The organism is Streptomyces spinosisporus, assembly GCF_022698145.1.
GTDB lineage: Bacteria > Actinomycetota > Actinomycetes > Streptomycetales > Streptomycetaceae > Streptomyces > Streptomyces spinosisporus.
Window position 1 is genome coordinate 318,463 of the sequence record NZ_JALDAX010000008.1, and the last position, 24,645, is coordinate 343,107.

The window sequence follows — 24,645 nt, forward strand, 5'->3', positions numbered from 1 at the left end:
CTCAGAGCTTCGCGCCGAAGTCCTGTGTCCACCACGGGCCGCCCGAGCCCTTGTGGATGCCCACGCCGATGTCCTTGAAGGAGCAGTTGAGGATGTTGGCGCGGTGACCGGGGCTGTTCATCCAGGACTCCATCACCGCCTCCGCGGTCTGCTGCCCCTGGGCGATGTTCTCGCCGTACGTGGACCACTTGTAGCCCGCGGCGGTGATGCGCTGCCCGGGGTCGGCGCCGTCCGGGTTGGTGTGGTCGAAGAAGGCGCGGGCGGCCATGTCGTCGGAGTGGTCCTGCGCCGCCTTCTCCAGCAGCGGATCCTCGGTGAGGGCACCGCAACCGGCCTTCGCCCGCTCCTGGTTGACCAGCGCGACCACCTGCGCGACGGTGTCCGACGGTGTCGGCGAGGACTGCGGTGCGGCGGCAGCGGTCCGGGAGGGGATGCCGGCCGGCCGGGGCGTCGGCGCGGCCTTCTTGGCCGGGCGCCTGGTCTTGGAGGCGCTCGCCTTCTTCGTACGGGACGCGGAGGGCGACGCGGATATGGAGGCGGGCGGGGAGGTCTCCAGGGCGCTCGACTTCGAGAGGTCCGCGACCGGTGCGTCCGCGGAGTGCTCGGCGGTCGCCTCGTCGGTGGTGGCGGGCCCGGAGTCCGTGCCGAAGTACCAGAGGCCGCCGCCCGCGACACAGGCCACGACGACGGTGCCCGCGACGGCCCGGCGCCGGTTGCGCCGACGGCGGCGCGCCTCGGCGCGGGACACCGCGCGTCCTCGCGCGGCACGATGTCCGCCGCCGCGGCCGGATCCGGCACGGCCGCCGGAGGAGGACGAGGCCGGGCCAGGTGCCGCCATCGCGGCTTCACTCATCGCGGCCTCGGTCGTCGCACCCACGGCAGCGCGGATCTTCGCCGACAACGCGGGCGACGCCGCGACCAGCGCGAGGCCGGCCAGCAGTCCCTCGACGGGCATCAGCCCGCTCCACAGCCCGTTGCACTGGACGCAGCCGCGGGCGTGCCGGGCTATTCGCTTGCGCCACAGTGCCGAGGGGCGACCGTCCCAGGTGGCCAGTGCCCCGCGCAGTTCCCCGCACGGGGGCTTGGCGGCGAGCGCCCGCACCACGACACGGGCCGCCTCCAGCTGCGCCTTCATGCGCTGCACCCGTACGGCCGTGTGCTGGGGCGACAGCTGCAGGGCAGCGGCGACCTCGGCGCGGGTCAGCTCACCCGCGCACTCCAGCCACCACAGGGACCGCAGGCCCCGGTCGTCCGGCTCCAGCCAGCGCGTGGCGCGGGCCGTCTCCTGGCGCTGGCCCGACAGCTGCAGCTGCACCATGGTCAGGTCCACGAAGTCGGCCCCCGGGGTCCGCGAGTTCCTCGGCCTCCTCCACGGTGCCCGGGGCGAGCGAGCGGTCCTGCCAGTGCCTGCGGATCTCGTTCATCGCGATGGCGACGAGCCAGGAGCGGAAGCTCTCGGGGGTGCGCAGCCGCTCAAGACCGTCCAGGGTCCGGAGCATGGTCTCCTGCACCACGTCGTCGACGTCGACCGAGCCGTTCAGCGCCCGGCCCACGATGTTGTAGACGAGCGGGAGACACGCGCTGACCAGGGCGTCCTGAGCCTCCGGATCGCCCCCTCGGGCGGCGGCCACCAGGGCCACCGGCCCCGTCGTGCGCTGTGTACTCATGAAAGCTTCCCGTCGTCGACGTCGAACGATCCTGCCCGATACCTGGGAGACCGTTCGGACGGTCCCGGATAACAGTTCTTCGGACGGGTGTGCCAAGAGCCGGGGCTGAGACGTGTGTTGTCGCAGATCAGGGTGGGAACCGGCGACGCGGGGCTGTGGTGAGTGTCACATGGGGCCGACTCAGCGCAAGACGGCCCTCAGTACGTCGGTGCCCAGTGCCGTCAGATCCGGGAGGTTGAGGGTGTAGCGGACATAACGACCCTCTCGTCGGGGTGTGATCAGGCCCGCTCGGCGAAGGACGGTGAGGTGACGGGAGACCTCCGGGGGCGTCAGTTCCCAGAAGTGGGCCAGCTCGCTGGTGGTGTGCGGGCCGCGGGCCAGCGTGCGCAGCAGCCGCAGCCGTACGGGATGGGCGAGCGCCTCCAGCCGTAGGGTGACCGTTTCCAGGGACACGGGCTCCGACGGTGCCGGCTCGGCCACGGGGTACTGCACCACGGGATGCCACCCGGGGGCGTGCACCGCCACCAGGTGCGGGCTGCCGAAGACGCTGGGGATGAAGGTGACCCCGGCGCCACGGGCGGCGGTCGCCTTGTCCTGCACCTTGTCCACGATGATGCAGTCGCCGTCCTCGGCCAGGGTGACCGCGCCGGAGACGGACGCGAGGGCCGCACGGATTCCGTCGCGCTGCAGCAGGTCGTTCTTCACGCGCAGGTCGCTGGCGAGCCGTACGGCGACACCCGCCCAGGCGTCCTCGAAGAAGGCGCCCGCGCATGCTTCGAGGGTGTGCCGCACCCGCGCCCGCACCGTGGCCGGATCCGCGAGGAGCCGTTCCGAGAAGGCCTCCTGCAGGGCGCCGCGGGCCTGGGCCACCTCCAGGGCCCGTTCGCGCGCGGTCGTGTCGGTGAGCGGCGACGCCCCGCGGAAGTGGACCCGGTTGCTGCCGCACGTGGTGACGAGCGCGGCGGTCACATAGGTCTCGTCGTCGATCCGGTCGACGTCGTCCAGCTCTTCGGCGAGGGTCGCCCGGGGCCGCGCGGGGATCAGGAAGTCGGCCTGGGAGGAACGCCAGAGGAACTCCGCCTCCCGGAGCCGCTCGGCCAGCTCCGGCCGCATCCCGGCCCAGACGTCCGCGGCCCAGTCGGCGAGCTGCGGATGGTGCCCGGGCTCGGCCAGCACGTGCAGCATCGCGGTCAGTTCGGCCAGCGGGGAGGCGGCGAACCGCACCCGCTCGGACGGCGCGCCGCTGACGTCGATCCTCAAGGTCACCCTTCATCATCGCCGACCGGACGGCGAGCGGCGGCGTCGATTGACGGTGTCCGTCAACCCACGTGCCCGACCGGGCGACCGAACGCAGCGTTTGACGCCATGGCACTCACCGGCATCCGCCCTCATGCCCTCGTACAGGCTTCCGGAGGTCCCCGCTACGCCGTCGCGCTGGCCGTGGACGCGCTCGGCACCGGCCTGCTGCGCCCCTTTCTGCTGCTCTACGGGGTGACGGTGCTGAGGCTCTCCCCGCCCGCCACCGGCGTCGCCATGACGGCCGGCATCGTCGCGGGCCTGGCGTGCATGCCCGGGGTGGGCCGGTGGCTGGACCGGGGCGCCCGTAGCACGGTCGTGGCGACGGCGATGCTGGTGAGGGTGGTGGGCGTGGCGCTCCTGCTGGCCGCCCCGCCGGGGCACGTTGGACCGTTCGCGGCGGCGGCCCTCTTCCTCGGCATCGGCAACCAGGCGTGGCCGGCCGCCCACGCCGCCGTCGTGGCCACGGTCGCGCACGGCCGTGAGCGGGACGCCGCCCTCGCCGCCGGCCGCGCCCTGCGCAACGCCGCGCTCGGCGTGGGAGCACTGGTCGCCACCGCATGCCTGGCGGGCGGTGCCGTCGCACTGCAGTGGCTGGCCGCAGTCACCGGGCTCGCCTATCTCGCCGCGGCGGCCCTGGCGTGGTCGGTCCATCTGCGCGCGCAGCCATCGGCTCCCCCTGCGGAGGGCGGCCCGCAGGGCCCCGCACCCCGGATGCCCGCCCTGCTGGCCGCCAACGTGATCTACGTCTTCTGCCTCAACGTCCCCGAGATCGCGCTCCCCCTGGTCCTGGAGACGCAGTTGCACGCATCCCAGGTGTGGGCGGGGGCCGTATTCGTGGCCAACACGGTGCTCGTGGTCACCCTTCAGGTGCCGCTCACGGTGATGATGTCCCGCTTCTCCCGCCGCACGGTGCTGGCCCTGGCGGGCGTGGTGCTCACCGCGTCCTACCTCGGCTTCCTCGCGGCCACCTCGCTGGGCCACGGCTGGGGCGCCCCGGCCGTGGCCGCGGTGTCCGTGCTCTGCACCATCGGTGAGATCGTCTACGCGGGCAGCGCCACCGCGCTCGTCACCGCCCTCGCCCCGCCCCACGCCCTGGGGCGTAGCCTGGCCCGCTTCCAGTTGTCCACGGGCTTCGGACTGGCCGTCTCCCCGGCGGTCATCACCGCCCTCGCGCCCTACGGCGCGACCGCCCTGTGGGGCACCCTCGCCGCCGCAACGCTCGCCTCCGCCACGGCAGTTCACCGCACATAGCCGCTGCGGCCGGACCTCGCAGTGGACCTACGTACACCCCTCATCGGGAGGGCAGGCCCATCCCCACCCGCTTCCGGATCCGGTTCGCTGGTGATCGTCACCGACCGATTTCTGTAGCCCGAGGCTCACGACACGGGGGATACGACCATGCAGATGCCGACATCGAAGAAGGTACGGGCCGCCGTACTGGCCGCAGCGCTGCTCGCCCTGGCCTCACCCATGGCCGCGACGGCCGCCACCGCCGGGCACCCGTCCGGACACCCGGACGAGAGGCGTGCGTACGGCCGAGCCGCCCTCCAACAGGATCTGGCCGCCGTACGGCAGGCCGGAGGGGGCGATGTGAACGTGCTGGCCAGGGTCGACGGGACGAAGCACGGGCCGCTCATGGCACGCATCGGCACCCGTACGGCCGGCTCCTCGGACCCGATCCCGTGGAACGCGCACTTCCGTGCCGCGAGCACCACCAAGACGTTCATGGCGACCGTCGTGCTCCAACTCGCGGCGGAGAAGCGGCTGTCGCTCGACGACTCCGTCGAGCACTGGCTGCCCGGCGTCGTCGCGGGCAACGGCAACGACGGCAGTCGTATCACCGTCCGCGACCTGCTCCGCCAGACCAGCGGTCTGTACGACTACATCGACGACCCTGCGATCCTGGACCGGCTGATCAACCACTTCGACGAGGACCGCCACGACGCCACCCCGGCCGCCGATCTGGTCGCGGTGGCGATGAGGCACCGGCCGGTGTTCGTGCCGCGGCCGGGCGGCGCCACCCGGTGGGCGTACTCGAACACCAACTACCTGCTGGCCGCGATGATCGCGGAGAAGGCCGGAGGTGCGAGCTGGCGGGAGCTGATCGAGCACCGGGTGATCGCGAAGCTGGGACTGCGGGACACCTCGATCCCGGGGCTCAACCCCTACCTGCCCGAGCCGCACGTGAACGCGTATCTCACGGGTCCCGACGGCAAGCGCCTCGACATCACCGAGCACAGCTTCCAGCACACCGCTGACTCCGGTGTGGTGAGCACGACCGCCGACCTCGACACCTTCTTCCGCGCCCTGGCCGGCGGCCGGCTGCTGCCCGCCGCGCAGTGGCGTGAGATGCGGCAGACCGTGCAGCGGACCGACGACCCGGAGGACGTGGCCGAGATGCCGGAGGGCACCTACGGCCTCGGGCTGCGCAGGATCCCGCTGACCTGCGGCGGCTTCTACTACACCCACGAGGGCGACGGGGCGGGCGTCCACACCCGTCCCGCCGTGAGCGCGGACGGCAGGCGCGCCGTGACCGTCTCCGTCACGACCACCACGGCGCCGCCCGACCTGGCCGCCCTCAACCGCGCCACCAAGGCCCTCGTCGACCACGCCCTGTGCGACAGTCCCGGCTGACGTCGCCCCGCCGCGCGGCCGTTACTCGGGCCAGTTGGAGCCCTTGATGACCTCGACGAAGTCGCCCCGTACGAAGCCCGGCACGAAGTGGGCCAGTACGTCCGCCTTGACGTTGCCGAACGTCGTTGCGGGGCGGTCCTTGATGCCGTCGGTGAAGGCGGCGAGGATCCGGTTCTTGAAGTCGGGGCGGGGGTGGGCCGCGGTGACGGCCGCGCGCTCCTCGTCGGAGACGGTGTCGTAGCCGATGCCGAGGACGTCCAGTTCCACGCCCCGGGTGACCAGGGCGACCTCGGGCGCCATGTGCAGGGGGATCTCCGGCGTGGTGTGCAGCGCGATCGCCGTCCAGACCCGGTCGGCCGGCTCGCCGGTGATGCCGTGCCGGTGCAGGAAGCTGCGGGCCTCGTCGGCGCCGTCGATCTCGAAGCGCTGATCGGTGCGGCGGAACCGCTCGGTCAGCCCGAGGTCGTGGAACATCGCGCCCACGTAGAGCAGTTCGGGGTCGAAGGACAGCCCCTGTTGCCTGCCGCGCAGCGCCCCGAAGAGGAACACGCGCCGGGAGTGGTCGAACAGCAGCGGTGCGGCGGAATCCCGTACGAGCTCGGTCGCCTCCCGTGCCAGTGCGCTGTCCGGGATCCGTACGCCCGCGATCTCTTCACTCATGATGTCCGCCTTCCTCGGCCTGCTCGATCAGTGACCTCCTTCAGATTCGTGGTGTGGCCTATGCTGGCGCCATGTCCTTTGTGCCGGGCAACCCACAGATTCAGACATGACGCACCGCGTCGCCTTCCTGACGTTCGACGGGGTGACCCTCCTCGATGTCAGCGGCCCCCTGGAGGTGCTGAGCCAGGCGCGGCGCCTCGGCTGCTCCTACGAGCCGGTGCTGGTCTCGCCCTCCGGTGGCGTGGTCACGACCTCCTCGGGCCCGGCGCTGGCACGGACCGTCGCCGCGGACCAGGTGGGCCGGGTCGACACGCTCGTCGTCGCGGGCGCCGACGTGCTCGCGGAGCGGCCCCCGGACCGGGCACTGCTGGCAGCGGCCGCCCAACTCGCCGAGCGGGCAGGGCGGGTGGCGTCGGTGTGCAGCGGCGCGTTCGTCCTGGCCGAGCTGGGGCTGCTCGACGGCCGCAGGGCGACGACGCACTGGCGCCACGCCGGGACGCTCGCCCGCCGCTACCCCCGCGTCCGGGTCGAGCCGGACGCCCTGCACATCCACGACGGGCGGTACGTCACCTCCGCGGGCATCAGCGCGGGCATCGACCTCGCCCTCGCGCTGGTCGAGGACGACCACGGGGCGGACGTGGCCCGTGAGGCCGCCCGCGAACTGGTCGTCTTCATGCAACGCCCGGGCGGCCAGTCGCAGTTCTCCACGGCCCTAAAGACCCCGCCCGCCCGCAGCGACGTGCTCGGCCCGATCGTCGCGGCCGTGCTCGCCGACCCCGCCGCCGACCACAGCCTGCCCGCCATGGCCGCATCCGCGGCCGTCAGCACCCGGCATCTGGCCCGGCTGTTCCAGGCCGAGCTGAACACCACACCCGCGCGCTGGGTCGAGCGGGTCCGCCTCGACCGGGCGCAGCAACTGCTGCTCGACGGGCACAGCGTCACCGCGGCCGCGCGGCGCAGCGGGCTGGGCAGCGACGAGACCCTGCGCCGCGCCTTCGCCCGCCATCTGGGGACGACCCCGACCGAATACCGCAGACGCTTCGCCACGACCACCGGCTGAGGGCGGCAGGGAGCGGCACGGCCCGGCGCTTTGTCAGCGATTCCTCATGCTCGCCTAACAATTTCCATACGAACTCCCGCCAGGGTCAGGGGTGTTACCCCGACTGCCAGGAGAGCGACCATGAGCAACCAGGGCCCGACGAGCCACTCTCCCGCCGAACCCACCCACACCAGTCCCTCACGGCGTGTACGAAGGCCGCGGTCAGGGATGCTGTGGCGCGCGGCCAGGGCCGTCCGGAGGCGGCGCTGAGGCGCAGGCAGTCCAGGGTGGAGCCCTACAGGGCGTGGCCCTTCCACCGGTAGGTGGCGAAGGACCCGGCCGGCACGGTCACCACGAACGTCTGGCGGCCGACGACGACGCGGACCCTGCGGTCGCTGTCGGAGCCGTTGCCGAGGACGGCGACGTAACCGTTCCTCCCGGAGCGGTAGACCACATTGCTGACGCCGTTCTGCGCGGCACTCGACTCCAGACGCACGTCGCCCGGCGACAGGTACCTGGCGAACTGCCCCAGCGGGTACAGCTCGTCGCGGACGGAGAAGTCCCTGGTGAGCGTGTTCACCTTCACCAGCCGGTCGGGCCATTTGGTGGTGGCGGCGACCTGGTCCCAGTCGATGTCGTTGTCCCGGGCGGGCGTCCAGTGCAGTGTGCCGCCGTCCTGGTCGGTGGTCTGCGCCCACAGGATGTAGGAACCGGCGTCCAGGCGGAAGTAGTCGAGGACGGTCGACGGCGACAGGTCGCTCGTCTCGGTCATCTCGACCGGCTTCCCGGTCTCCTCGTAGGCGTCGCGCATCACGCTCGGGTCGCCCCAGTAGGGGTGGAAGGCGATGGCGTCGGCCGCGTCGCGGACCTGCTTGCCGGTGACCGAGCCGTCGGGCGCGTCCTCGAAGATGCGGTAGTAGTTCTTGGTCGCCGTGCTGTTGGGGTCGTGCCAGTCCCAGAAGTTGAAGTCATGCACGTACAGGTGGGTGTTGAGCCGCGCGGCCCTGAACTCCCGCTTCATCGCCAGCGCCAGCTTCTGCTGCTGCGCGACGCTGATGTCCATCGCCGGATAGACGACGTCCATGCCCGGCTCGTTCAGCAGGGTCAACGCGTCGACCCGGATGCCGTGCTTGGCGTACGCCTGCACGTACTTGACGTAGTACCGCGCGAAGACGTCGATGCAGTCGTCGCGCAACTTGCCGACCTGGTAGTAGTCCGTGGTGCTTCCGGGCTTGAGCGCGACCTCGCCCGTGAACCGGTTGTTCGTCTTCATCCACGCCGGTGCGCTCCATGCCGACGCGAAGAACGTGGCGCGGGGGTTGTAGCGCTGGATGAGCTTGATGGTGTCGATGATGTGCAGGTCGATGTCGCGCTGGATGGAGAAGTGCTTCAGCCCGAAGTCGTCCTTGACGCCCGCGGGCAGGTCGTCCTCCGACCAGAACGGCAGATGCTCGATGAGGTCGGGGCTGCCGATCGTCAGCCGGAACCGGTCGAGTCCTGCGCCGTGCCTGGGATCGACGAGCAGCCGGACGGCCTCCTCGCGCTTGGCCGGGGTGAGCTTCCACAGGTTGGACACGCTGGTCTCGTCGAGACTGAAGCCGATGCCCTCGTACTTCTGCCGCAGCGCACCGGGGTCGGCGACGACCGTGGCGTCGACGGGGCCTCCGCGGTCCGTGCCCGTCCGGATCTCCGGCAGCGGCTGCCATCTCTGGGTGCCGCCCGCGGAGTAGGTGCCGGTCACGACCTGGCCGTGCCGGGCGGCTCCGCTCGTGGACCGGTCGGCGTGCGCGGCCGGTCCAGTGCCCACCAGCACGGACAGCGTCGTGGCCGCGACGGCCGCGAAGGTCGTGAAGCTACGTCTCACCACAGCCCCTGCCCCTCTCAGTCGATGCCCGGCGATCCAAGCAATACCCATCGTGTTAAGTCAAGGCTTGAAGTAAGAACTGAAAATGATGCACCGAGCCGACTTGGCCGTCGCGGATGTCCCCGTACGGGCCGTGGGCATAGTGGCCGCACGCATAGCCGCACCCAGAACTATGTAGCCCCGCCACATGTGCCCCTGACCTGCCCCTTCCTACGGTATGCCGACACACACCCGTCCCCACCGCACACGAGGAAGTGGCGCACATGGCCTCCGCAGCACCATCCGCTCCCCCGACGCCCTCCAGCCTCAAGCGCATCGTCGCAGCGAGCCTGATCGGCACCACGATCGAGTGGTACGACTTCTTCCTCTACGGTTCCGCCGCCGCTCTCGTCTTCAACAAGCTCTTCTTCCCCGACTCCGACCCGCTCGTCGGCACCCTGCTGTCCTTCCTGACCTACGCCGTCGGATTCGCCGCCCGTCCGCTCGGCGCTTTGGTCTTCGGGCACTACGGCGACCGGATCGGGCGCAAGAAGCTGCTGGTGCTGAGCCTGCTGATGATGGGCGGCGCGACCTTCGCGATCGGCCTGCTGCCGACCCACGCCTCGGTCGGCACCGCCGCTCCGGTGCTGCTCACCACCCTGCGCCTGATCCAGGGCTTCGCACTCGGCGGCGAGTGGGGCGGAGCCGTGCTGCTGGTGTCCGAGCACGGGGACGCGCGGCGCCGCGGCTTCTGGGCCTCGTGGCCGCAGACCGGTGCGCCCGCCGGGCAGTTGCTCGCGACCGGCGTGCTGTCCGCGCTGACGGCCCTGCTGTCGGACGACGCGTTCACGTCCTGGGGCTGGCGGATCCCCTTCCTGCTCTCCGGCGTTCTCGTGATCGTCGGTTTGTGGATACGTCTCTCTGTCGATGAATCACCCGTGTTCAAGGAGGCGTTGGCGCGGGCCGAGGCCCGCAAGGCCGACCGGACCGCGGTGGCCGAGAAGATGCCGCTCGTCTCGGTGCTGCGCCACCACTGGAAGGACGTACTGATCGCCATGGGCGCGCGCATGGCGGAGAACATCAGCTACTACGTGATCACCGCGTTCATCCTCGTCTACGCCACCACCTCGGCCGGCGTCTCCAAGCAGACCGCGCTCAACGCCGTACTGATCGCCTCGGCCGTGCACTTCGCGGTCATCCCGGCCTGGGGCTCCCTGTCGGACCGGATCGGGCGGCGGCCGGTGTACCTGCTCGGCGCGGTCGGCGTCGGGCTGTGGATGTTCCCCTTCTTCTCCCTCATCGACACCGGCGGCTTCGGCAACCTGATCCTCGCGGTCACCGTGGGCCTGGTGCTGCACGGGGCGATGTACGCGCCCCAGGCCGCCTTCTTCTCCGAGATGTTCGCGACCCGGATGCGCTACTCCGGTGCCTCCATCGGCGCGCAGTTCGCCTCGGTCGCGGCGGGCGCACCGGCCCCGCTGATCGCCACGGCGCTGCTGTCGGAGTACGACAGCTCCACCCCGATCGCCCTGTACGTCATCGCCGCGGCCGCCCTGACGGTCCTCGCCGTCGGCGTGGCCAAGGAGACGCGTCACCGGGACCTGAGCGACGTCGAGCCGTCGGTGCACGAACAGCCCGCCACGGCTCCGGCGGACGCCCGCACGGTGTGACCCGCGGCAGCCGACCCCCGTACGCCTGGCGTGCGGGGGTCAGTGCTGTGCCGACAACCGGTGCAGCCGCAGGGCGAGTTGTATCTCCAGGGCGCGGGCGGGGCTCTGCCAGTCGTCGCCCAGCAGACGGGCGACCCGCTCCAGGCGCTGCGCCACGGTGTTGACGTGGACGTGCAGTTCGTCCTTGGTGCGGGCCGGGCTCATGCCGCAGGTGAAGTACGCGTCGAGGGTGCGCACGAGGTCGGTGCCGCGCCGTTCGTCGTACGCGACGACCTCGCCGATGGTGCGGTCCACGAATCCGGCGATGTCCCTGTCCCCCGCGAGCAGCAGGCCCACGAAGCCGAAGTCCTCGGCCGCGGCCCCGTCACCGGAGCGGCCGAGCAGGCGCAGGGCGTCGAGACAGCGCCGGCCCTCCGCATAGGCGGCGGCCACGGTGTCCGGGGCGACGGCGAGGTCCCGCACCGGGCCGGAGGCGCCGACCGTGACCGTCTCGTGGACCGCCGTGCCCAGTTGGCGGGCCGTGCGGCGGGCCAGTTCGGTGGCGGTGTCCCCGGGCTTCAGCGGCAGCAGCAGAACGGTGCCGCCGTCACGGGCGGCTGCCAGGCCGTGCCGGGTCGCGGCCAGATGCGAGGCGGCGGACCACAGACGGCGGCGGGCGTCGGCCTCCTGGTCGGCGTCGGGTGCGGTGCCGTCGAGCCGGGCGGCGAGCACGACATGGGTGGCATCGAGGTCGGCGTGCAGCCGGAACGCGCGTTCACGCAGCAGCCGCGGATCGCGGTCGCGGGCGTCCAGGAGGTCGTCCAACAGCTCGCCGCGGACCCGCTGTTCGGCCTCGGCGGCGGAGCGTCTGGCGAGCAGCAGCAGCGAGGTGACCATCGCGGCGCGCTCCAGGGTGAGCTGGTCGACCGGGTCCAGACCGGGGTGCCCGCGCAGGACGAGCGCGCCGAGCAGCTCGCCGCCCGCCGTGACGGCGGCGATCCAGTCCTCCCCCTGACACACCGCGTGGCCCTCCGCTCGGGAGGCCTCCAGCGGCTCAGCAGGGGCATCGGCGGCCTCGGTGAACTCGACCGTGCCGTCGAGGACCTGGGACACCGCGGCCGCCACGTCGTGCACGCCGCCGCCGCGCAGGACGAGCTCCGTGAGCCGGTCGTGGACGTCGGAGGCACGCTCGATGACGGCGCTGCGATCGCGGATGATCTCATTGGCCCGCTCCAGGCCGGCGAGGGCCGTGCGGGTCTCGGCGAGCATGTTCGCCGAGTCGATGGCGGCCGCGGCGAGCGCGGCGAACGAGCCCAGCAGCGCGATCTGCTCCCGCTCGAAGACCCGGGCGCGCCGGTCGGCGGCGAAGAGGACGCCGATGACATGGGGACCCAGCATCAGGGGCACGCCGAGGATGGCGACCAGACCCTCGTCCCGTACACCGCTGTCGATGGCGTTGGTGTGCTGGAAGCGGCCGTCCTTGAAGTAGTCGTCGGTGACATACGGACGGGCGGTCTGGGCCACGAGACCGCCCAGCCCCTCCCCCATGCCGAGCCGCAGCTGCTGGAAGCGGGCGGCGACCGAACCCTCGGTCACCCGCATATAGGTGTCGCCGCGCTCCGGGTCGTTCAGGCTGAGGTAGGCGACGTCGGTGCCCAGCAGCGACCGGGCGCGCTGCACGATCGCCTGCAGCACGGAGTCCAGGTCCCTGAGACCCGCGAGGTCGTGGGCCGTCTCGAAGAGCGCGGACAGCTCGGCCTCCCGGCGGCGCCGGCCCTCCAGCTCCGCCCGCACGCGCAGCGCGAGCTGCTTGGCCCGCTCCAGCGCGGCGATCGCCTCGGTCGGCCGGCCCTCGGCGCGCGCCAGCAGCACCGGCTGCTCATAGGCATCGGCGGACGCGCCCCTGGCCAGCAGCTCCAGGAACGGCGCCTCCGCGCCGCCGGGCGCGATGACGGCCGCTTCGGCGGCGAGCGCCGCTCCGGCCGCGTCGGCGCCGTTGCGCCCGGCGGACTGCACGTGATCGCGAGACATGCTCACAGGATTCCTCATGGCCCGGCCGCCCGGTCGGCCCTGTGGAAAACTCGGTCCCCGACGGGCGCGGGCCCGGTCAGTGCGCGGTCCAGCCGCCGTCCAGCACGAGCGAGGTGCCGGTCACGAAGGAGGCGTGCGGGCTGCACAGATAGGCGACGGCCTCGGCGACCTCCTCCGGTTCGATGAGCCGCTTGACCGCGCTGTCCTGCAGCAGCACATCGCTCAGGACGCGCTCCGGGGGGACGCCGTGCGCCTGCGCCTGGTCGGCGAGCTGCTTCTCGACGAGGGGGGTGCGGACATAGGCCGGGTTCACGCAGTTCGACGTGACGCCGTGCGGAGCGCCTTCGAGGGCGGCGGTCTTGGACAGGCCCTCCAGACCGTGCTTGGCGGCCACATAGGCCGACTTGTAGGCGGAGGCCCGCAGGCCGTGGACCGAGGAGATGTTGACGATGCGGCCCCATTCCTGGCCGTACATGTGGGGCAGCGCTCCACGGATCAGACGGAAGGGCGCCTCCAGCATGACCGTGAGCACGGTGTGAAAGACGTCGGGCGGGAACTCTTCGATGGGCCGCACCAGCTGCAGTCCGGCGTTGTTGACGAGGATGTCGGTGCCCGCCGCCGCCAGTTCTGCCGCGTCGAGGTCGGTGAGGTCGAGGACGTGCGGTTCGACGGTGCCCGCGAGGCCCCGGGCCTGATCGGCGAGCGACTCCAGGCCCGTGGCGTCCCGGTCGACCGCTCTCACTTTGGCCCCGGCGGCGGCGAGCCGCAGCGCACAGGCGCGGCCGATGCCACCGGCGGCGCCGGTGACGAGGGCGGTGCGGCCGCCGAGGTCGAGCGAGGGGGCATGGGGGGCCGGAAGGGCGCTGGGCGGGGTCATGAGTCGACCCTAGGCAGCGCCCCCGCCCGACTGCATGTGCTGGCGCCCCATACTTCAGCCAATACTCATAGGCTCGAACCATGTGGGTTCGTCGGTGAGCGCCTGCTTGATCCTGAAGTGGTGATAGTCGGTCAGGGTGGGCAGCGCGTCCAGCGCGAACCAGCCCACGTCCAGCGACTCGTCGTCGTTCACCCGGGCCTCGCCGCCCACGGCACGGGCCCGGAAGCAGACGTCCATGAACTGGCAGACGTCGCCGTTGGGGAAGGTCACCTCTTTCCCGGACCGCACCGAGACCAGCCGCTCGACGACGCACTCGACGCCCGTCTCCTCCTGCACCTCCCGCACCACGGCGGCGGCAGGCTGTTCACCCGGGTCCGGGATGCCGGAGATCAGTGCCCACCGTTGGTTGTCCGCGCGCTGCCCGAGAAGAACCCGGCCCTCGTCGTCGAACACGACGGCGCTGACGCCGGGAAGCCAGAGCAGCTGGTGGCCGGCGGTGGCCCGGATGTCACGGATGAAGTCAGGTATCGGCATGGTTCCGACCCTAAACGGCCGGCGCCCCGGCCTCTGTGCACTCCAGGAGGCGTACGCCCGGCGTACGGCTACATGCCCCGGGCGCGCCGCCCGCGCACTCCGGCGACGATCGCCCAGCCCAGGCCGCCCGCGGCGATGAGCACCAGGGCGATCTCCGGCAGGACACCCATCCGCGTCGCCGGTGTCTCGGACGACCGCAGCGGCACCTTCTGCACCAGGTGGTCGGCGACGAACATGCCGGTCTTCTGGGTGATCCTCCCGTCCGGCATGATGATCGCGCTGACGCCGCTGGTGACCGGCACCGTGACGGTCCGGCTGTGCTCGACGGCACGCACGCGCGACATGGCGAGCTGCTGGTAGGTCATCTCGCTGCGGTCGAAGGTCGCGTTGTTGCTGGGCACCGAGATCAGCTGCGCACCGTCGGTGACCTCGGAGCGCACGGCCCAGTCGAAGGCCGCCTCGTAGCAGGTGACCAGGCCGACCTTCGCGTGGTCCATGGTGAACACGCCCGGCTTGGTGCCCCGGCTGAAGTCCTGGCGGACCATCGACGTCCAGTCGCTGTTGATCGCCCCGATGAGCGAGCGCAGCGGCAGGTACTCGCCGAACGGCTGGATCTGCCGCTTGTCGTAGGTGTCGGTGGGGCCCTTCTTCGGGTCCCACAGGATCTGCTCGTTGTAGAGCTTGCCGTGCCGCTCGACGACGCCGCCCACCGAGATGGGCACCCCGACGGCCTTGGCCGCCCGGTCGATGACCGCGTAGGCGTCGGCGTTGGCGAAGGGGTCGACGTCGGAGGAGTTCTCCGGCCACAGGACGAAGTCCGGCTTGGGGACCTTGCCGGCCTTGACGTCGGCGGCCAGGCGCAGCGTCTCGCGCGCGTGGTAGTCGAGGACGGCACGCCGCTGGGCGTTGAACTCGAGGCCGGAGCGGGGCACATTGCCCTGGATGACCGCGACGGTGGCATAGCCGTTCTCGGCCTTGTCGCTCACCAGCGGCGGGGCGGCCGCCGCGCCCGCCAAGGGCACGGCCACGCTGAGCAGCGCGGTGACTGCGGCCGACCGCCGGACGGCGCGGGTGCGCCGGGCCTCGACGGCGACACGCACGACCTCGTAGAGGCCGAAGCCGCACAGGACGACCGCGAAGCCGAGCACCGGGGTACCGCCCACCGCGGCCAGCGGCAGGAAGACGCCGTCGGCTTGGCCGAAGGCGACCTTGCCCCAGGGGAAGCCGTTGAACGGCACGCGCGCGCGTGCCGCCTCGCCCGCGATCCACACCGCGGCCGCCCAGAGCGGCCACGCGGGAAGCCTCGACACCGCGGCGACGCCCGCGCCGACCAGCGCGACGAAGATCGCCTCGATGGCGACCAGCGCGAGCCAGGGTCCGGGGCCGACCTCCACACCGGTCCACACCAGGAGCGGCAGCAGGAATCCGAGGCCGAAGAGGTAACCGAGACCGAGACCCGCCTTCCAGCTCCGCCCGCGCAGCACCCAGCCGAACCCGGCGAAGGCCGGCAGGGCCAGCCACCACAGGGTGCGTGGCGGGAAGCTGACGTAGAGCAGCACTCCGCAGAGCGCCGCGGCGAGAGCCGGGACGAAGCGTACGAGGCGGGCCGCGAGCGAGGCGGGCGCGTTCGGGGGCTCCAACTGGTCCGATTCGTCCACGGAAGTAGCGGTGACGGTCACTCCGGGAGTGTACGGCGGGTGACTTCGGCCCGGACAGCGCGGTCCAGGGGGCAGCACGCGACGCCGGGCGGCCCAGGCGCCGCATCGTTCCTGCATAACTCGGTCCAACTCATCCACAAAACGTCCATCAGCCGTTACGGTGTGCCCAGCCACAGTCGCGGGGCGGTCAGGCGCCCGGCGACCTGGGTCGTACGGGGTCGGGGGGCCTCGGTCGGGTTCTGGGGGCGGGGTGGGTTCCACGGGGATGACGTCTGACGCCGGGCCTGGGGAGGTCGGCGAGAGACGAAACGTTTCTGACGCGGCGGGCGTGGTGGTGCTGGGAGCGTGCGCCACCTGGTCGCTGATCACGGCCACCGTGCGCGAGGGACGCCCGGAGGGCGTCCTGCTCGCGGTGCTCGCCGTGGCGGCGGGCTTTGCCGCCGGGCGGATCTGCGGGGCGCTGCTGCCGGTGGCAGCGCCCTGCGCCGGGGCGCTGGCCGGGCTCGGTCTGGCCGTCGCCGTTCCCCATCTGGCCCCGGGACCCCAGATCGTCGCGCCGCTGGGGCACGCCGGTGCCAGTGCCGCGCTGCTGACGCTGTGTGCCGGTGCGGCGTGCTGCGCGGCCTGGTCGACACCGTTCCCGGCCGTGCGCCTCGCCCTCGGCGCGCTGGCGGTCGGCATCACGGTCTCCGCGGCCCTCCTCGGCTCGACCAGCGGATTCGTGACGTGCGCCGCCGTACTGCTGTGCTCCTTGGCCGCCGGCCGGATGAGCAACCGCGGCCTGGGCATCGCGGGCTTCGCCCTGGCCGCGGTCACGGTGACCGGGCTGACCTGGGCCGTCGCCGGCGATGCCCTGCCCGCCGGACTGACCTCGTCCCTGGAGGGCCAGCTCACCCCGCACCGGATCGACCTGTGGCGCGACGCCCTGCATCTGGCGCATCACAACGCCGCCCTGGGCGTCGGCCCGGAGCGGTTCGGAGAACTGAGCACGACGGCGACCCGGACCCTGCTCTCGGACGGCAAACCGCATTCGGCGCTGCTGCAGCAGGCGTCCGAACAGGGTGTCGTCGGCGTGGCCTTGCTCGGGGCGTCCTTCTGCTGGGTGCTGCACGCACTGTGGCGCTCCCCGCGCCCCACACCGGTCGTGCTCACCGCCGGAGCGGCCCTGACGGCGCTCGCGACGATCGCCACGGTCGGCAACGCGCTGAGCTTCACCGCCGTCTCGGTGGGCGCGGGCGTTCTCGCGGGCCTGGCCACGGCCCATCCGCTCGCGGACGAGTCACCACAGGAGGAGCTGAAGGTACGGCCGCGCAACGGCCGGCTGACGCCGTGATGGGCCGGTGGCCTACGGGGTCGATCGTGCGGTGCTGATCAGTGCGGTGCTGGTCCGTGCGGTGGTGATCAGTGCGGTGCTGATCAGTGCAGCGCGCCGGTCGAGCCCGGGCGCAGGCGGTCCCGGATGACGCTGACGGCGGACTCGGCGTTGTCCACGGTGATAGTGAATGTGTGGCCGTCCCACAGCCGCAGCACGATGCCCTCGCCGCGCCGTACGACGACGGCGGTTCCCTTCTCGGGCCGCCAGCGGTAGCCCCAGCCGCCCCACTGGCGCGGAGTGACGTGCTCGGCGAACTCCGCTCCCGCGACATGCGAGAGGGGAATGCGGCGGCGCGGCACGCCGATGTGACCGCAGCGCACCTCGACGCACTCCCTGTCCAGCTTCAGATCGACGTGCACGAAGGCGAGCGTGCCGAAGAGGACCAGCAGCCCGGCCGCGATGCAGCCGACCACGGACATGACGAGAGGGGCGATGCCGGACCCCCAGGCGGAGTCGACCGCCAGCTCGACGCCGAGCGCCATGAAGGCCGCACCGCCGAGCGCCAGCAGCCACTGGATCCGGTTGGTCGCGCGTCCGGTCCAGACATCGGGATGCTTGGCGTTCTCGCCGTGGGGGTGGTCCCTCATGGCTACGAGGTTACTCAGGTTTCGCTGCGCGGGCACCGAGTCGCGGTCAGTGACTGCGCCGTCCGGCCCATCCCGGACCCACGGCGTCCGTTTCGCGGCTTTCGTTCAGCGGGCGGGGCTGGCCGTCCGAAGGAGGCGGCCCTCCTCGTAGGCCAGGGCGGGCGCCACGAGTGCGCCCTCGCGGCCACTCAGCAGCACCGTGAGGGTTCCGGTGGCGGGGGCCTCCGGGGCGGGCTGCTCACCGATCCGGCGCAGTGCCTGGGCGGCCACGGCACCGGCGGAACCGTGCAGCACGAGCGGCGGGCGGCCCGGCTGCTGCACGGCGGCACGGATGCGCTCGGCGACGAGCTCGTAATGGGTGCAGCCCAGGACGACGGTCGTTACATCGTCCGGGGTCAGCGCCGCGGCCGCGGCGACGGCCGTGTCGATGGCCGCCTCGTCCGCGTGCTCCACGGCTTCGGCGAGGCCGTGGCACGGGACCTCGGTGACCGGCACGCCGTCGGCGAACTCCGCGATGAGGTTGCGCTGGTAGGGGCTGCCGGTGGTGGCGGGCGTCGCCCAGATCGCCAGCGGGCCGCCGCCCGCTGCGGCCGGCTTGATCGCCGGGACCGTGCCGATGACCGGCACACCCGGCTCGAGGCGGGCCCGCAGGGCGGGCAGGGCGTGCACACTGGCCGTGTTGCAGCCGACGATCAGGGCGTCGGGCTGGTGCGCGGCGGCCGCCTCGGCGACCAGAAGGGCACGCTCGGTCAGGTCTTCGGGAGTCCTGGGGCCCCAGGGCATGCCGTCGGGGTCCAGGGAGAGCACCAGATCTGCGTCGGGCCGCAGACGCCGTACCGCGGCGGTGGCCGCCAGCAGACCGATTCCGGAGTCCATGAGCGCGATCTTCACTCGGCCACGATAGACGATGGGCCCCTACGGGCCCGCCGGGTGGGGCACACTGCGCGGGTGAGCGCCATTGTGTGGACCGCCGTCGTCTCCCTCGTCGCCTGGCTGTGGCTGCTGCTCTGTCAGGGCTTCTTCTGGCGTACCGACGTCAGACTTCCGCGCCGCGAGGACCCGGCCGACTGGCCGCCGGTCTGTGTCGTCGTACCCGCACGCGACGAGGCCGAGGTACTTCCGGCGAGTCTGCCGTCCCTGCTCGCCCAGAGGTATCCGGGCCGGGCGGAGATCTTCCTCGTCGACGACGGCAGCTCGGACGGCACCGGGACCCTGGCCCGTGAACTGGCGGACAGACACGGCGGACTGCCCCTGACCGTCGGCTCGCCCGGCGAACCGCCGGCCGGCTGGACGGGCAAGCTGTGGGCCGTACGGCACGGCATCACACTGGCACGCGCGCGTGAGCCCGAATATCTGCTGCTGACGGACGCGGACATCGCGCACGCGCCGGACAGCCTGCGGGAGTTGGTCGCCGCCGCGCGCAGCGGCGGCTTCGACGTGGTCTCGCAGATGGCCCGGCTGAGGGTGAAGAGCCCGTGGGAGCGGCTGGTGGTGCCGGCCTTCGTCTACTTCTTCGCGCAGCTGTATCCGTTCCGCCGGATCGGCGGGAAGGGCACGCGGACGGCGGCCGCCGCGGGCGGCTGCGTGCTGCTGCGCACCGAGGCCGCCGAGCGTGCGCGGATCCCGGACGCGATCCGGCATGCCGTCATCGACGACGTGGCGCTCGCGCGCGCGGTCAAGGGCAGCGGCGGCCGCATCTGGCTGGGCCTTGCCGAACAGGTGGACAGCGTGCGGCCCTATCCGCGGCTGCACGACCTGTGGCGGATGGTCTCGCGCAGCGCGTACGCGCAGTTGAGGCACAACCCGCTGGTGCTGCTCGGGACGGTGCTCGGGCTGGCCCTGGTGTATCTGGTACCGCCGGTGACCCTGATCGCCGGTCTGGCCACCGGGGGGACGGCCGCCGCGCTCCTCGGCGGCCTCGCCTGGCTGGTGATGACAGGGACGTACATCCCGATGCTCCGCTACTACGGCCAGCCGCTGTGGCTCGCTCCCCTGCTGCCGTTCACCGCCTTCCTGTACCTCCTCATGACCGTCGATTCCGCGGTGCAGCACTACCGGGGGCGCGGTGCCGCCTGGAAGGGCCGCACCTACGCGCGCCCGGACCCCATGGCGGACGAGCACTCCCTCTGAGGCGGCGAAGGTGACACCCCCTGTGCACTCCTGGTACCGGCGGCGGCCGCTCACCCGGGTCGTGCCCGCGGTGGTCGCGGCCGTTCTGACCGCTGCCGGCTGCTCCGGGGCGGACGACTCACGGCATGTGTCCGCCCCGCTGTCGGCACTGGTCTACCGCGGCCCGGCGGCCTGCGACGGATGCCCGGAGTCGGTGGCGTCGCTCCTGGAGAAGGCCCCGCGTCCCTTCACCGTCGAGTACGTCGGACCCGACGAGGAGATCCCCCTGACCGCGACCGCTCTGGCGGACGCCGACGTCTATGTCCAGCCCGGTGGCGGCGACGACCTCGACGCGGCATGGGAGGAGGTGAAGGGAGCGGCCGGCGCGATCCGTGACTGGGTCCGGGACGGCGGCCGCTATCTCGGCTTCTGCATGGGGGGTTATCTGGCCGGGCAGAACCCGGGGTTCGATCTGCTGCCCGGCGACACCGACGCGTACATCGCCTCCCGCGACGCCTCTGTCCGCGATCAGCGGGACACGGTCGTGCCGGTGCACTGGCGGGACGAGCCGCGTCATATGTACTTCCAGGACGGGCCGGTCTTCCTCCTGGACGACGGCGCCGACGCCACCGTGCTCGCCCGATACGACAACGGCACCGTGGCGGCCGTCGTCGCGCCGTACGGCAGGGGCCGGGTCGGGGTCGTCGGCCCCCATCCGGAGGCCGACGCCTCCTGGTACGAGGACGAGGGTCTGCGCAATCCCGACGGCGTGCGCCTCGATCTCGGTCACGACCTGATCGAGGAGACCGTCAGCGGGCTGTGACGCCCGTAGAGACGCCGGGGCCGGGCCCGTCGCGGGACGGGCCCGGGGGCCGTCACTTCCTGCCGGGGGTCCAGTTCATGCCCCACCCGTAGGCGTAGTCGATGGTCCGCTGGGGGCTCACCCCGCGCTCCGGCACCAGATAGCGCGCCTCGCGCTGGACGACCAGGTCCCCGCCGTTGTTGGTGATCAGGGCGAGGGCGCACACCGTGGAGGGCACCGTGCACTCGTCGAGCGAGAAGTCGATCGGGGCGCCGTACTGCGGCTGGAGAGTGACGGTGGCGTGCAGGTCCGCGAAGGACCGCGCCCCTTCGTAGATCGTCACGAAGATGAGGATCCGCCGGAAGTCGTTCTTGTGGTCGAGGTTGACGGTGAGGTTCTCGCCGCTCTCGACGGCACCGGTGCGGTCGTCGCCGTCGAGGTGGATGTACGGCGGCTGGTGCAGCGCCCCGAAGGCGTTGCCGAGGGCTTGAATGACGCCCTTGCGGCCGTCGGCGAGTTCGTACAGGGCGCACAGGTCCAGGTCGAGGTCGCGGTGCATCGCGACCGCCCGGCCGCGCTTGCTGCCCCATCCGGAGAACTGCTTGCGCACCTGCCAGTTGAGGTTCACGCGCATGGAGCCCGAGGTGCCGCCCTGCTTGGCCAGTGAGACCGCGGGGGCCGCCTTCGTGAGCGTCACCTTGCTCAGGCTGACCGGCTGGGCGGACGGTGCGGGCGGTGCCGACGGCCAGGGCTGCTGGGCAGCGGCCGGGGGCGCGGCGGGCGGAGGCGTGGTCACGGGCGGGGCGACGGGCGGCGGCATCGTCACCGGAGGTGCGACCGGAGGCGCCGCGGGCGGGGGCGCGGGAGCGGCCGCAGGGGCTGCCTGCTGCGGCTCGTCCACCGTGATGCCGAAGTCGGTGGCCAGGCCCTCGAGCCCGCTGCTGTAGCCCTGGCCCACGGCGCGGAACTTCCAGGCGCCCTGCCGGCGGTAGAACTCACCGAGCACGAATGCGGTTTCGACGCTCGCGCCCGTGCTGTCGAAGCGGGCCACCACACCGCCCTGGGCGGCATCGCGGACCTCGATGTAGAGATCCGGGATCTGCCCGAAACTGCCTCCGTCGGCCGAGGCGGCGAGGACGATGGTCTCGATCGCGGGCTCCACGCGCGCGAGGTCCACAAAAAGACTGTCGACGATCTGTCCGCCGCCGTCCCTCTTGCCCTCGTGGCGCACCGCGCCGGAGGAGTGCCCCGGCTGGTTGTAGAAGACGAAGTCACCGTCGGAACGGACCTTGCCGCCCACGAGCAGGAGCGCCGAGGCGTCCGCGTCCGGGACGCCGGGGCCGGAACGCCAGCCCAATTCCACCCGCAGTGCCGCCGTCGGCACCGGTGTATTCGAACCTTTCGACATTGACATGTCCGCCCCCATCGCGTGTGACCGCGCCAGCCCGTGTCCGGCAGCCCTTCGGGTTGTCTCGACACACAACCTATTCCCAAGGACAGCGAACTCCCACGAGCGGCACAGGAAGACCCGAGACCGACCCGTCGGTAACCCGCTCGGAACTCGGCCTTTACAGGATTCTGACTCCGTTCGACGCCCTATTTTGCCAAGTTCGCTCGCATTGGGGATCCCGCGTCACTGCGGACACTGAAAACAACCCTCTTATCGGTCTCCCCAACTAGCACATCGAGGGCTTAACTTATGAGCCATGACCTCCCCCCGCTCCACCTTCGGCGGCGGCTACTACTCCGCCTTCCCGGACACCCCGATCTACGACCGGCTCGTTGCCGAGCGGGGCACCCCGCAGATCGCCCCGATCCGGGTACCCGCCGCGTACGACGCGCCGGGCAGCTATCTGCCGGCCCTGCCGTCGGCCCTGCCCGCCCTTCCGGCGGGCCCCTCCGCACCGTCCTCCTACGGTTATCCGCAGGCGCAGCAGCCCGCTCCGCTGCAGCAGGCACCCGCGGCGTACATCCCGCAACAGGCCACGGCCCCGCGCGGCTACCCCGGCCCGCAGCAGCAGCCGCAGCCGCAACGGCCGATGGCGTCCGGCATGGGCTACGAGGCGATGCGCCCCGCGGCTCCCCGGCCGACCCCGGCCCAGTACCAGGAGCCGTACAACGGCCAGCAGCAGTACCGCGGCGGCTACTGAGTCGTCCGGCGTCTTCCCTCGGTTGTCACCGCCACCTGGCACGATGGCCTCATGGGGAACGCTCTGCTGCAGTCGGTCCGTGTCCACCCGGTCAAGGCGTTCCGGGGCTTCGCGCCCCGGGAGGCCGTCGTGGAGCCCTGGGGGCTGGCCGGGGACCGGCGCTGGGCACTGATCGACGACGGGGGAAAGGTCGTCACCCAGCGTCAGCAGCCGCGCCTCGCGCTCGCCGCCGCCGAGTCCGTCCCGGGCGGCGGCGTCCGGCTGTCCGCTCCGGGCATGGACCCGTTGACCGTGCCGGTGCCCCGGCCGCTCGGGACGGTGCCGGTGGACGTCTTCGGCGACAAGGTCGAAGGGGTCCTCGCCGAGGGCGAGTTGGCCCATTCCTGGTGCAGTGACCATCTCGGCGCGCACGTGCGCCTCGTGCACATGGACGATCCGGCCACGCGCCGTCCCCTCGACCCGGAGTACGCACGACCGGGCGAGACGGTCGCCTTCGCGGACGGCTTTCCGCTGCTGCTCACCACCACCGCCTCCCTGGACGCCCTCAACTCCCTGATCGCACAGGGGACCCGTCCCGCCGAGGGGCCGCTGCCGATGAACCGGTTCCGGCCGAACGTCGTCGTGCAGGGCACCACGGCCTGGGCCGAGGACGAGTGGTCGCGCATCGCCATCGGCGAGGTCATCTTCCGAGTCGCCAAGGCATGCGGGAGATGCGTGGTGACCACCACCGACCAGGGCACCGCCGTGCGGGGCAGGGAGCCCCTTCTCACGCTGGGGCGCCACCGCCGCATCGACGGCAGGCTCGCCTTCGGCCAGAACCTGGTGCCGCTGTCCACCGGCACGATCCGCGTCGGCGATCCGGTCACGGTCCTCTCCCGGGCGGACCGGCCGGACGACGCGGCCGGTGCGGAAAGATCCGCACCGGACACGATGCGCGGGAACCAGGCCCGGGGGTCCGCGCGTTGAGCCTTCGTGAGAAGTTCATGAGAGACCTCGGGAACGGGTGATTTCGCTCTCTCTTCGAGGGGGCCGGCATGGGAACGGGCCGGCCGGGGGTTATGACGGAGCGGGAAGGGGGTGGAGGACAGTGCGCACCATCAGCGGGCTCTGGCGCTGGCGGCACAATCCGCTGCGCCGCACCAGCGATCTGGCCGAGGCCTGGCTGGCCCTGGCCGCGCTGCTGCTGATCCTCGTCGCCGCGCCGGTCATCGGCTCCCTCGTCGGCGGCATCGCCCAGGACGCCCTGCAGCAGTCCGCGCGGGACCAGCGCGCCGCCCGGCACCTGGTGACGGCCACCGTCGTCCGCAAGCTGGACCCCTCGCCGCTGGACACCGACCCGGAGACCTCCTCGGCGCGGGATCTGCGCAGCCGCGTCGTCGCCGACTGGATCGCACCGGACGGCTCCGGACACCACGGCACGGCGATGGCGGACCTCAAGTCCCCGCACCGCGGCGACCACTTCAGGATATGGACGGACCGGCACGGCCGGATCGTGGCCAGGCCGCTCGACGCCGCGACGGCGACCACCCATGCAGTGCTCGCCGGGTTCGGTGCCGCCATGCTCACCGCGGGCGTCGTCGAGGGGGTCCGACGCCTCGTGGTGTGGCGCATGGTCCTTCGCCGGTACGCCCGTTGGGACCAGGCCTGGGACCGGGCGGGCCCGGACTGGGGCAGGACCGGCGCCGGCAGCTGACGGCCTTCCCGCTCTGGTCAACCCACCACCCGCGCGCA

General features: G+C 72.1%; 20 protein-coding genes and 1 pseudogene. 10 read left to right on the forward strand and 11 right to left on the reverse strand.

Annotated features, from left to right (window positions below; translation table 11 throughout):
• Window position 1: 1 nt before the first annotated feature.
• Both MQN93_RS22900 and MQN93_RS22905 read right to left on the reverse strand, forming a co-directional pair.
• Window positions 2-1,667: pseudogene (locus tag MQN93_RS22900) on the reverse strand (sigma-70 family RNA polymerase sigma factor).
• 180 nt (window positions 1,668-1,847) lie between these two features.
• The gene (locus tag MQN93_RS22905) at window positions 1,848-2,933 is read right to left on the reverse strand and encodes a DUF5937 family protein (protein ID WP_242711051.1); all 1,086 of its coding nucleotides are present in this window, start codon (window positions 2,931-2,933) and stop codon (window positions 1,848-1,850) included.
• Between the two features lie 99 nt (window positions 2,934-3,032).
• Between MQN93_RS22905 and MQN93_RS22910 the strand changes: the two genes are divergently transcribed.
• Together MQN93_RS22910 and MQN93_RS22915 are read left to right on the forward strand one after the other, a co-directional pair.
• A complete protein-coding gene (locus tag MQN93_RS22910) occupies window positions 3,033-4,217 on the forward strand; it encodes an MFS transporter (protein ID WP_242711052.1) in 1,185 nt (394 codons plus the stop codon).
• Window positions 4,218-4,364: 147 nt separating this feature from the next.
• Entirely contained in the window at window positions 4,365-5,600 is a 1,236-nt protein-coding gene (locus MQN93_RS22915; RefSeq protein ID WP_242711053.1) for a serine hydrolase domain-containing protein, read from the forward strand.
• Window positions 5,601-5,621: 21 nt separating this feature from the next.
• Here the strand turns inward: MQN93_RS22915 and MQN93_RS22920 are convergent, their stop codons facing one another.
• Entirely contained in the window at window positions 5,622-6,260 is a 639-nt protein-coding gene (locus tag MQN93_RS22920; protein WP_242711054.1) for an HD domain-containing protein, read from the reverse strand.
• A 106-nt stretch (window positions 6,261-6,366) separates the two neighbouring features.
• On the opposite strand from MQN93_RS22920, the gene MQN93_RS22925 reads away from it, so the two are divergent.
• On the forward strand, window positions 6,367-7,320 hold the full coding sequence (locus tag MQN93_RS22925) for a GlxA family transcriptional regulator (RefSeq protein ID WP_242711055.1): 954 nt from the start codon (window positions 6,367-6,369) through the stop codon (window positions 7,318-7,320).
• A gap of 274 nt (window positions 7,321-7,594) precedes the next feature.
• Here MQN93_RS22925 and MQN93_RS22930 read toward each other — a convergent pair whose 3' ends face one another.
• Window positions 7,595-9,163 carry a glycoside hydrolase family 30 protein gene (locus MQN93_RS22930; protein WP_242711056.1) on the reverse strand — a complete coding sequence of 523 codons (1,569 nt, stop codon included), beginning with the start codon at window positions 9,161-9,163 and terminating at the stop codon, window positions 7,595-7,597.
• A gap of 263 nt (window positions 9,164-9,426) precedes the next feature.
• Between MQN93_RS22930 and MQN93_RS22935 the strand changes: the two genes are divergently transcribed.
• Complete coding sequence (locus tag MQN93_RS22935) at window positions 9,427-10,812, forward strand: MFS transporter (RefSeq protein ID WP_242711057.1); 1,386 nt, start codon at window positions 9,427-9,429, stop codon at window positions 10,810-10,812.
• A gap of 39 nt (window positions 10,813-10,851) precedes the next feature.
• Here MQN93_RS22935 and MQN93_RS22940 read toward each other — a convergent pair whose 3' ends face one another.
• The 4 genes from MQN93_RS22940 to lnt form a co-directional block, all read right to left on the reverse strand.
• On the reverse strand, window positions 10,852-12,822 hold the full coding sequence (locus MQN93_RS22940; RefSeq protein WP_242711058.1) for a helix-turn-helix domain-containing protein: 1,971 nt from the start codon (window positions 12,820-12,822) through the stop codon (window positions 10,852-10,854).
• Between the two features lie 76 nt (window positions 12,823-12,898).
• Window positions 12,899-13,699, reverse strand: a complete 801-nt coding sequence (locus MQN93_RS22945; protein ID WP_242711059.1) for a 3-hydroxybutyrate dehydrogenase — start codon at window positions 13,697-13,699, stop codon at window positions 12,899-12,901.
• Between the two features lie 54 nt (window positions 13,700-13,753).
• Entirely contained in the window at window positions 13,754-14,233 is a 480-nt protein-coding gene (locus MQN93_RS22950; RefSeq protein WP_242711060.1) for an NUDIX hydrolase, read from the reverse strand.
• Between the two features lie 68 nt (window positions 14,234-14,301).
• Window positions 14,302-15,912: an apolipoprotein N-acyltransferase gene (gene lnt, locus MQN93_RS22955; protein WP_242711061.1), complete on the reverse strand. Its 1,611-nt coding sequence runs from the start codon at window positions 15,910-15,912 to the stop codon at window positions 14,302-14,304.
• A gap of 244 nt (window positions 15,913-16,156) precedes the next feature.
• Here lnt and MQN93_RS22960 point away from each other — a divergent pair, with 244 nt between their 5' ends.
• Window positions 16,157-17,224: an O-antigen ligase family protein gene (locus MQN93_RS22960; RefSeq protein ID WP_278191043.1), complete on the forward strand. Its 1,068-nt coding sequence runs from the start codon at window positions 16,157-16,159 to the stop codon at window positions 17,222-17,224.
• An 83-nt stretch (window positions 17,225-17,307) separates the two neighbouring features.
• On the opposite strand, the gene MQN93_RS22965 is transcribed toward MQN93_RS22960, so the two are convergent.
• Together MQN93_RS22965 and MQN93_RS22970 are read right to left on the reverse strand one after the other, a co-directional pair.
• The gene (locus MQN93_RS22965) at window positions 17,308-17,853 is read right to left on the reverse strand and encodes a hypothetical protein (protein WP_016433520.1); all 546 of its coding nucleotides are present in this window, start codon (window positions 17,851-17,853) and stop codon (window positions 17,308-17,310) included.
• 105 nt (window positions 17,854-17,958) lie between these two features.
• Window positions 17,959-18,744, reverse strand: coding sequence for a glutamate racemase (locus MQN93_RS22970; RefSeq protein WP_242711062.1), 786 nt, complete (start codon window positions 18,742-18,744; stop codon window positions 17,959-17,961).
• A 69-nt stretch (window positions 18,745-18,813) separates the two neighbouring features.
• Between MQN93_RS22970 and MQN93_RS22975 the strand changes: the two genes are divergently transcribed.
• Window positions 18,814-19,983 (forward strand): glycosyltransferase, encoded by a 1,170-nt coding sequence (locus MQN93_RS22975; RefSeq protein WP_372504437.1) that lies wholly within the window; start codon window positions 18,814-18,816, stop codon window positions 19,981-19,983.
• A gap of 10 nt (window positions 19,984-19,993) precedes the next feature.
• The gene (locus tag MQN93_RS22980; protein ID WP_242711064.1) at window positions 19,994-20,785 is read left to right on the forward strand and encodes a BPL-N domain-containing protein; all 792 of its coding nucleotides are present in this window, start codon (window positions 19,994-19,996) and stop codon (window positions 20,783-20,785) included.
• 52 nt (window positions 20,786-20,837) lie between these two features.
• Here the strand turns inward: MQN93_RS22980 and MQN93_RS22985 are convergent, their stop codons facing one another.
• Complete coding sequence (locus MQN93_RS22985) at window positions 20,838-22,172, reverse strand: TerD family protein (RefSeq protein WP_242711098.1); 1,335 nt, start codon at window positions 22,170-22,172, stop codon at window positions 20,838-20,840.
• Between the two features lie 298 nt (window positions 22,173-22,470).
• Here MQN93_RS22985 and MQN93_RS22990 point away from each other — a divergent pair, with 298 nt between their 5' ends.
• The 3 genes from MQN93_RS22990 to MQN93_RS23000 all read left to right on the forward strand — a co-directional run bounded on the left by MQN93_RS22990 (window position 22,471) and on the right by MQN93_RS23000 (window position 24,607).
• Complete coding sequence (locus MQN93_RS22990) at window positions 22,471-22,914, forward strand: DUF6643 family protein (protein ID WP_016433525.1); 444 nt, start codon at window positions 22,471-22,473, stop codon at window positions 22,912-22,914.
• A 51-nt stretch (window positions 22,915-22,965) separates the two neighbouring features.
• Complete coding sequence (locus MQN93_RS22995) at window positions 22,966-23,880, forward strand: MOSC domain-containing protein (protein WP_242711065.1); 915 nt, start codon at window positions 22,966-22,968, stop codon at window positions 23,878-23,880.
• A 121-nt stretch (window positions 23,881-24,001) separates the two neighbouring features.
• The gene (locus MQN93_RS23000) at window positions 24,002-24,607 is read left to right on the forward strand and encodes an Rv1733c family protein (protein ID WP_016433527.1); all 606 of its coding nucleotides are present in this window, start codon (window positions 24,002-24,004) and stop codon (window positions 24,605-24,607) included.
• The last annotated feature ends 38 nt before the right edge of the window (window positions 24,608-24,645 follow it).

Bases quoted from the DNA above. Each gene is read 5' to 3' on its own strand.
- MQN93_RS22910 (WP_242711052.1), top strand. From the start codon at position 3,033: ATGGCACTCACCGGCATCCGCCCTCATGCCCTCGTACAGGCTTCCGGA.
- MQN93_RS22915 (WP_242711053.1), top strand. From the start codon at position 4,365: ATGCAGATGCCGACATCGAAGAAGGTACGGGCCGCCGTACTGGCCGCA.
- MQN93_RS22920 (WP_242711054.1), bottom strand. From the start codon at position 6,260: ATGAGTGAAGAGATCGCGGGCGTACGGATCCCGGACAGCGCACTGGCA.
- MQN93_RS22925 (WP_242711055.1), top strand. From the start codon at position 6,367: ATGACGCACCGCGTCGCCTTCCTGACGTTCGACGGGGTGACCCTCCTC.
- MQN93_RS22935 (WP_242711057.1), top strand. From the start codon at position 9,427: ATGGCCTCCGCAGCACCATCCGCTCCCCCGACGCCCTCCAGCCTCAAG.
- MQN93_RS22940 (WP_242711058.1), bottom strand. From the start codon at position 12,822: ATGTCTCGCGATCACGTGCAGTCCGCCGGGCGCAACGGCGCCGACGCG.
- MQN93_RS22945 (WP_242711059.1), bottom strand. From the start codon at position 13,699: ATGACCCCGCCCAGCGCCCTTCCGGCCCCCCATGCCCCCTCGCTCGAC.
- MQN93_RS22950 (WP_242711060.1), bottom strand. From the start codon at position 14,233: ATGCCGATACCTGACTTCATCCGTGACATCCGGGCCACCGCCGGCCAC.
- MQN93_RS22960 (WP_278191043.1), top strand. From the start codon at position 16,157: ATGACGTCTGACGCCGGGCCTGGGGAGGTCGGCGAGAGACGAAACGTT.
- MQN93_RS22965 (WP_016433520.1), bottom strand. From the start codon at position 17,853: ATGAGGGACCACCCCCACGGCGAGAACGCCAAGCATCCCGATGTCTGG.
- MQN93_RS22985 (WP_242711098.1), bottom strand. From the start codon at position 22,172: ATGTCGAAAGGTTCGAATACACCGGTGCCGACGGCGGCACTGCGGGTG.
- MQN93_RS22990 (WP_016433525.1), top strand. From the start codon at position 22,471: ATGACCTCCCCCCGCTCCACCTTCGGCGGCGGCTACTACTCCGCCTTC.
- MQN93_RS22995 (WP_242711065.1), top strand. From the start codon at position 22,966: ATGGGGAACGCTCTGCTGCAGTCGGTCCGTGTCCACCCGGTCAAGGCG.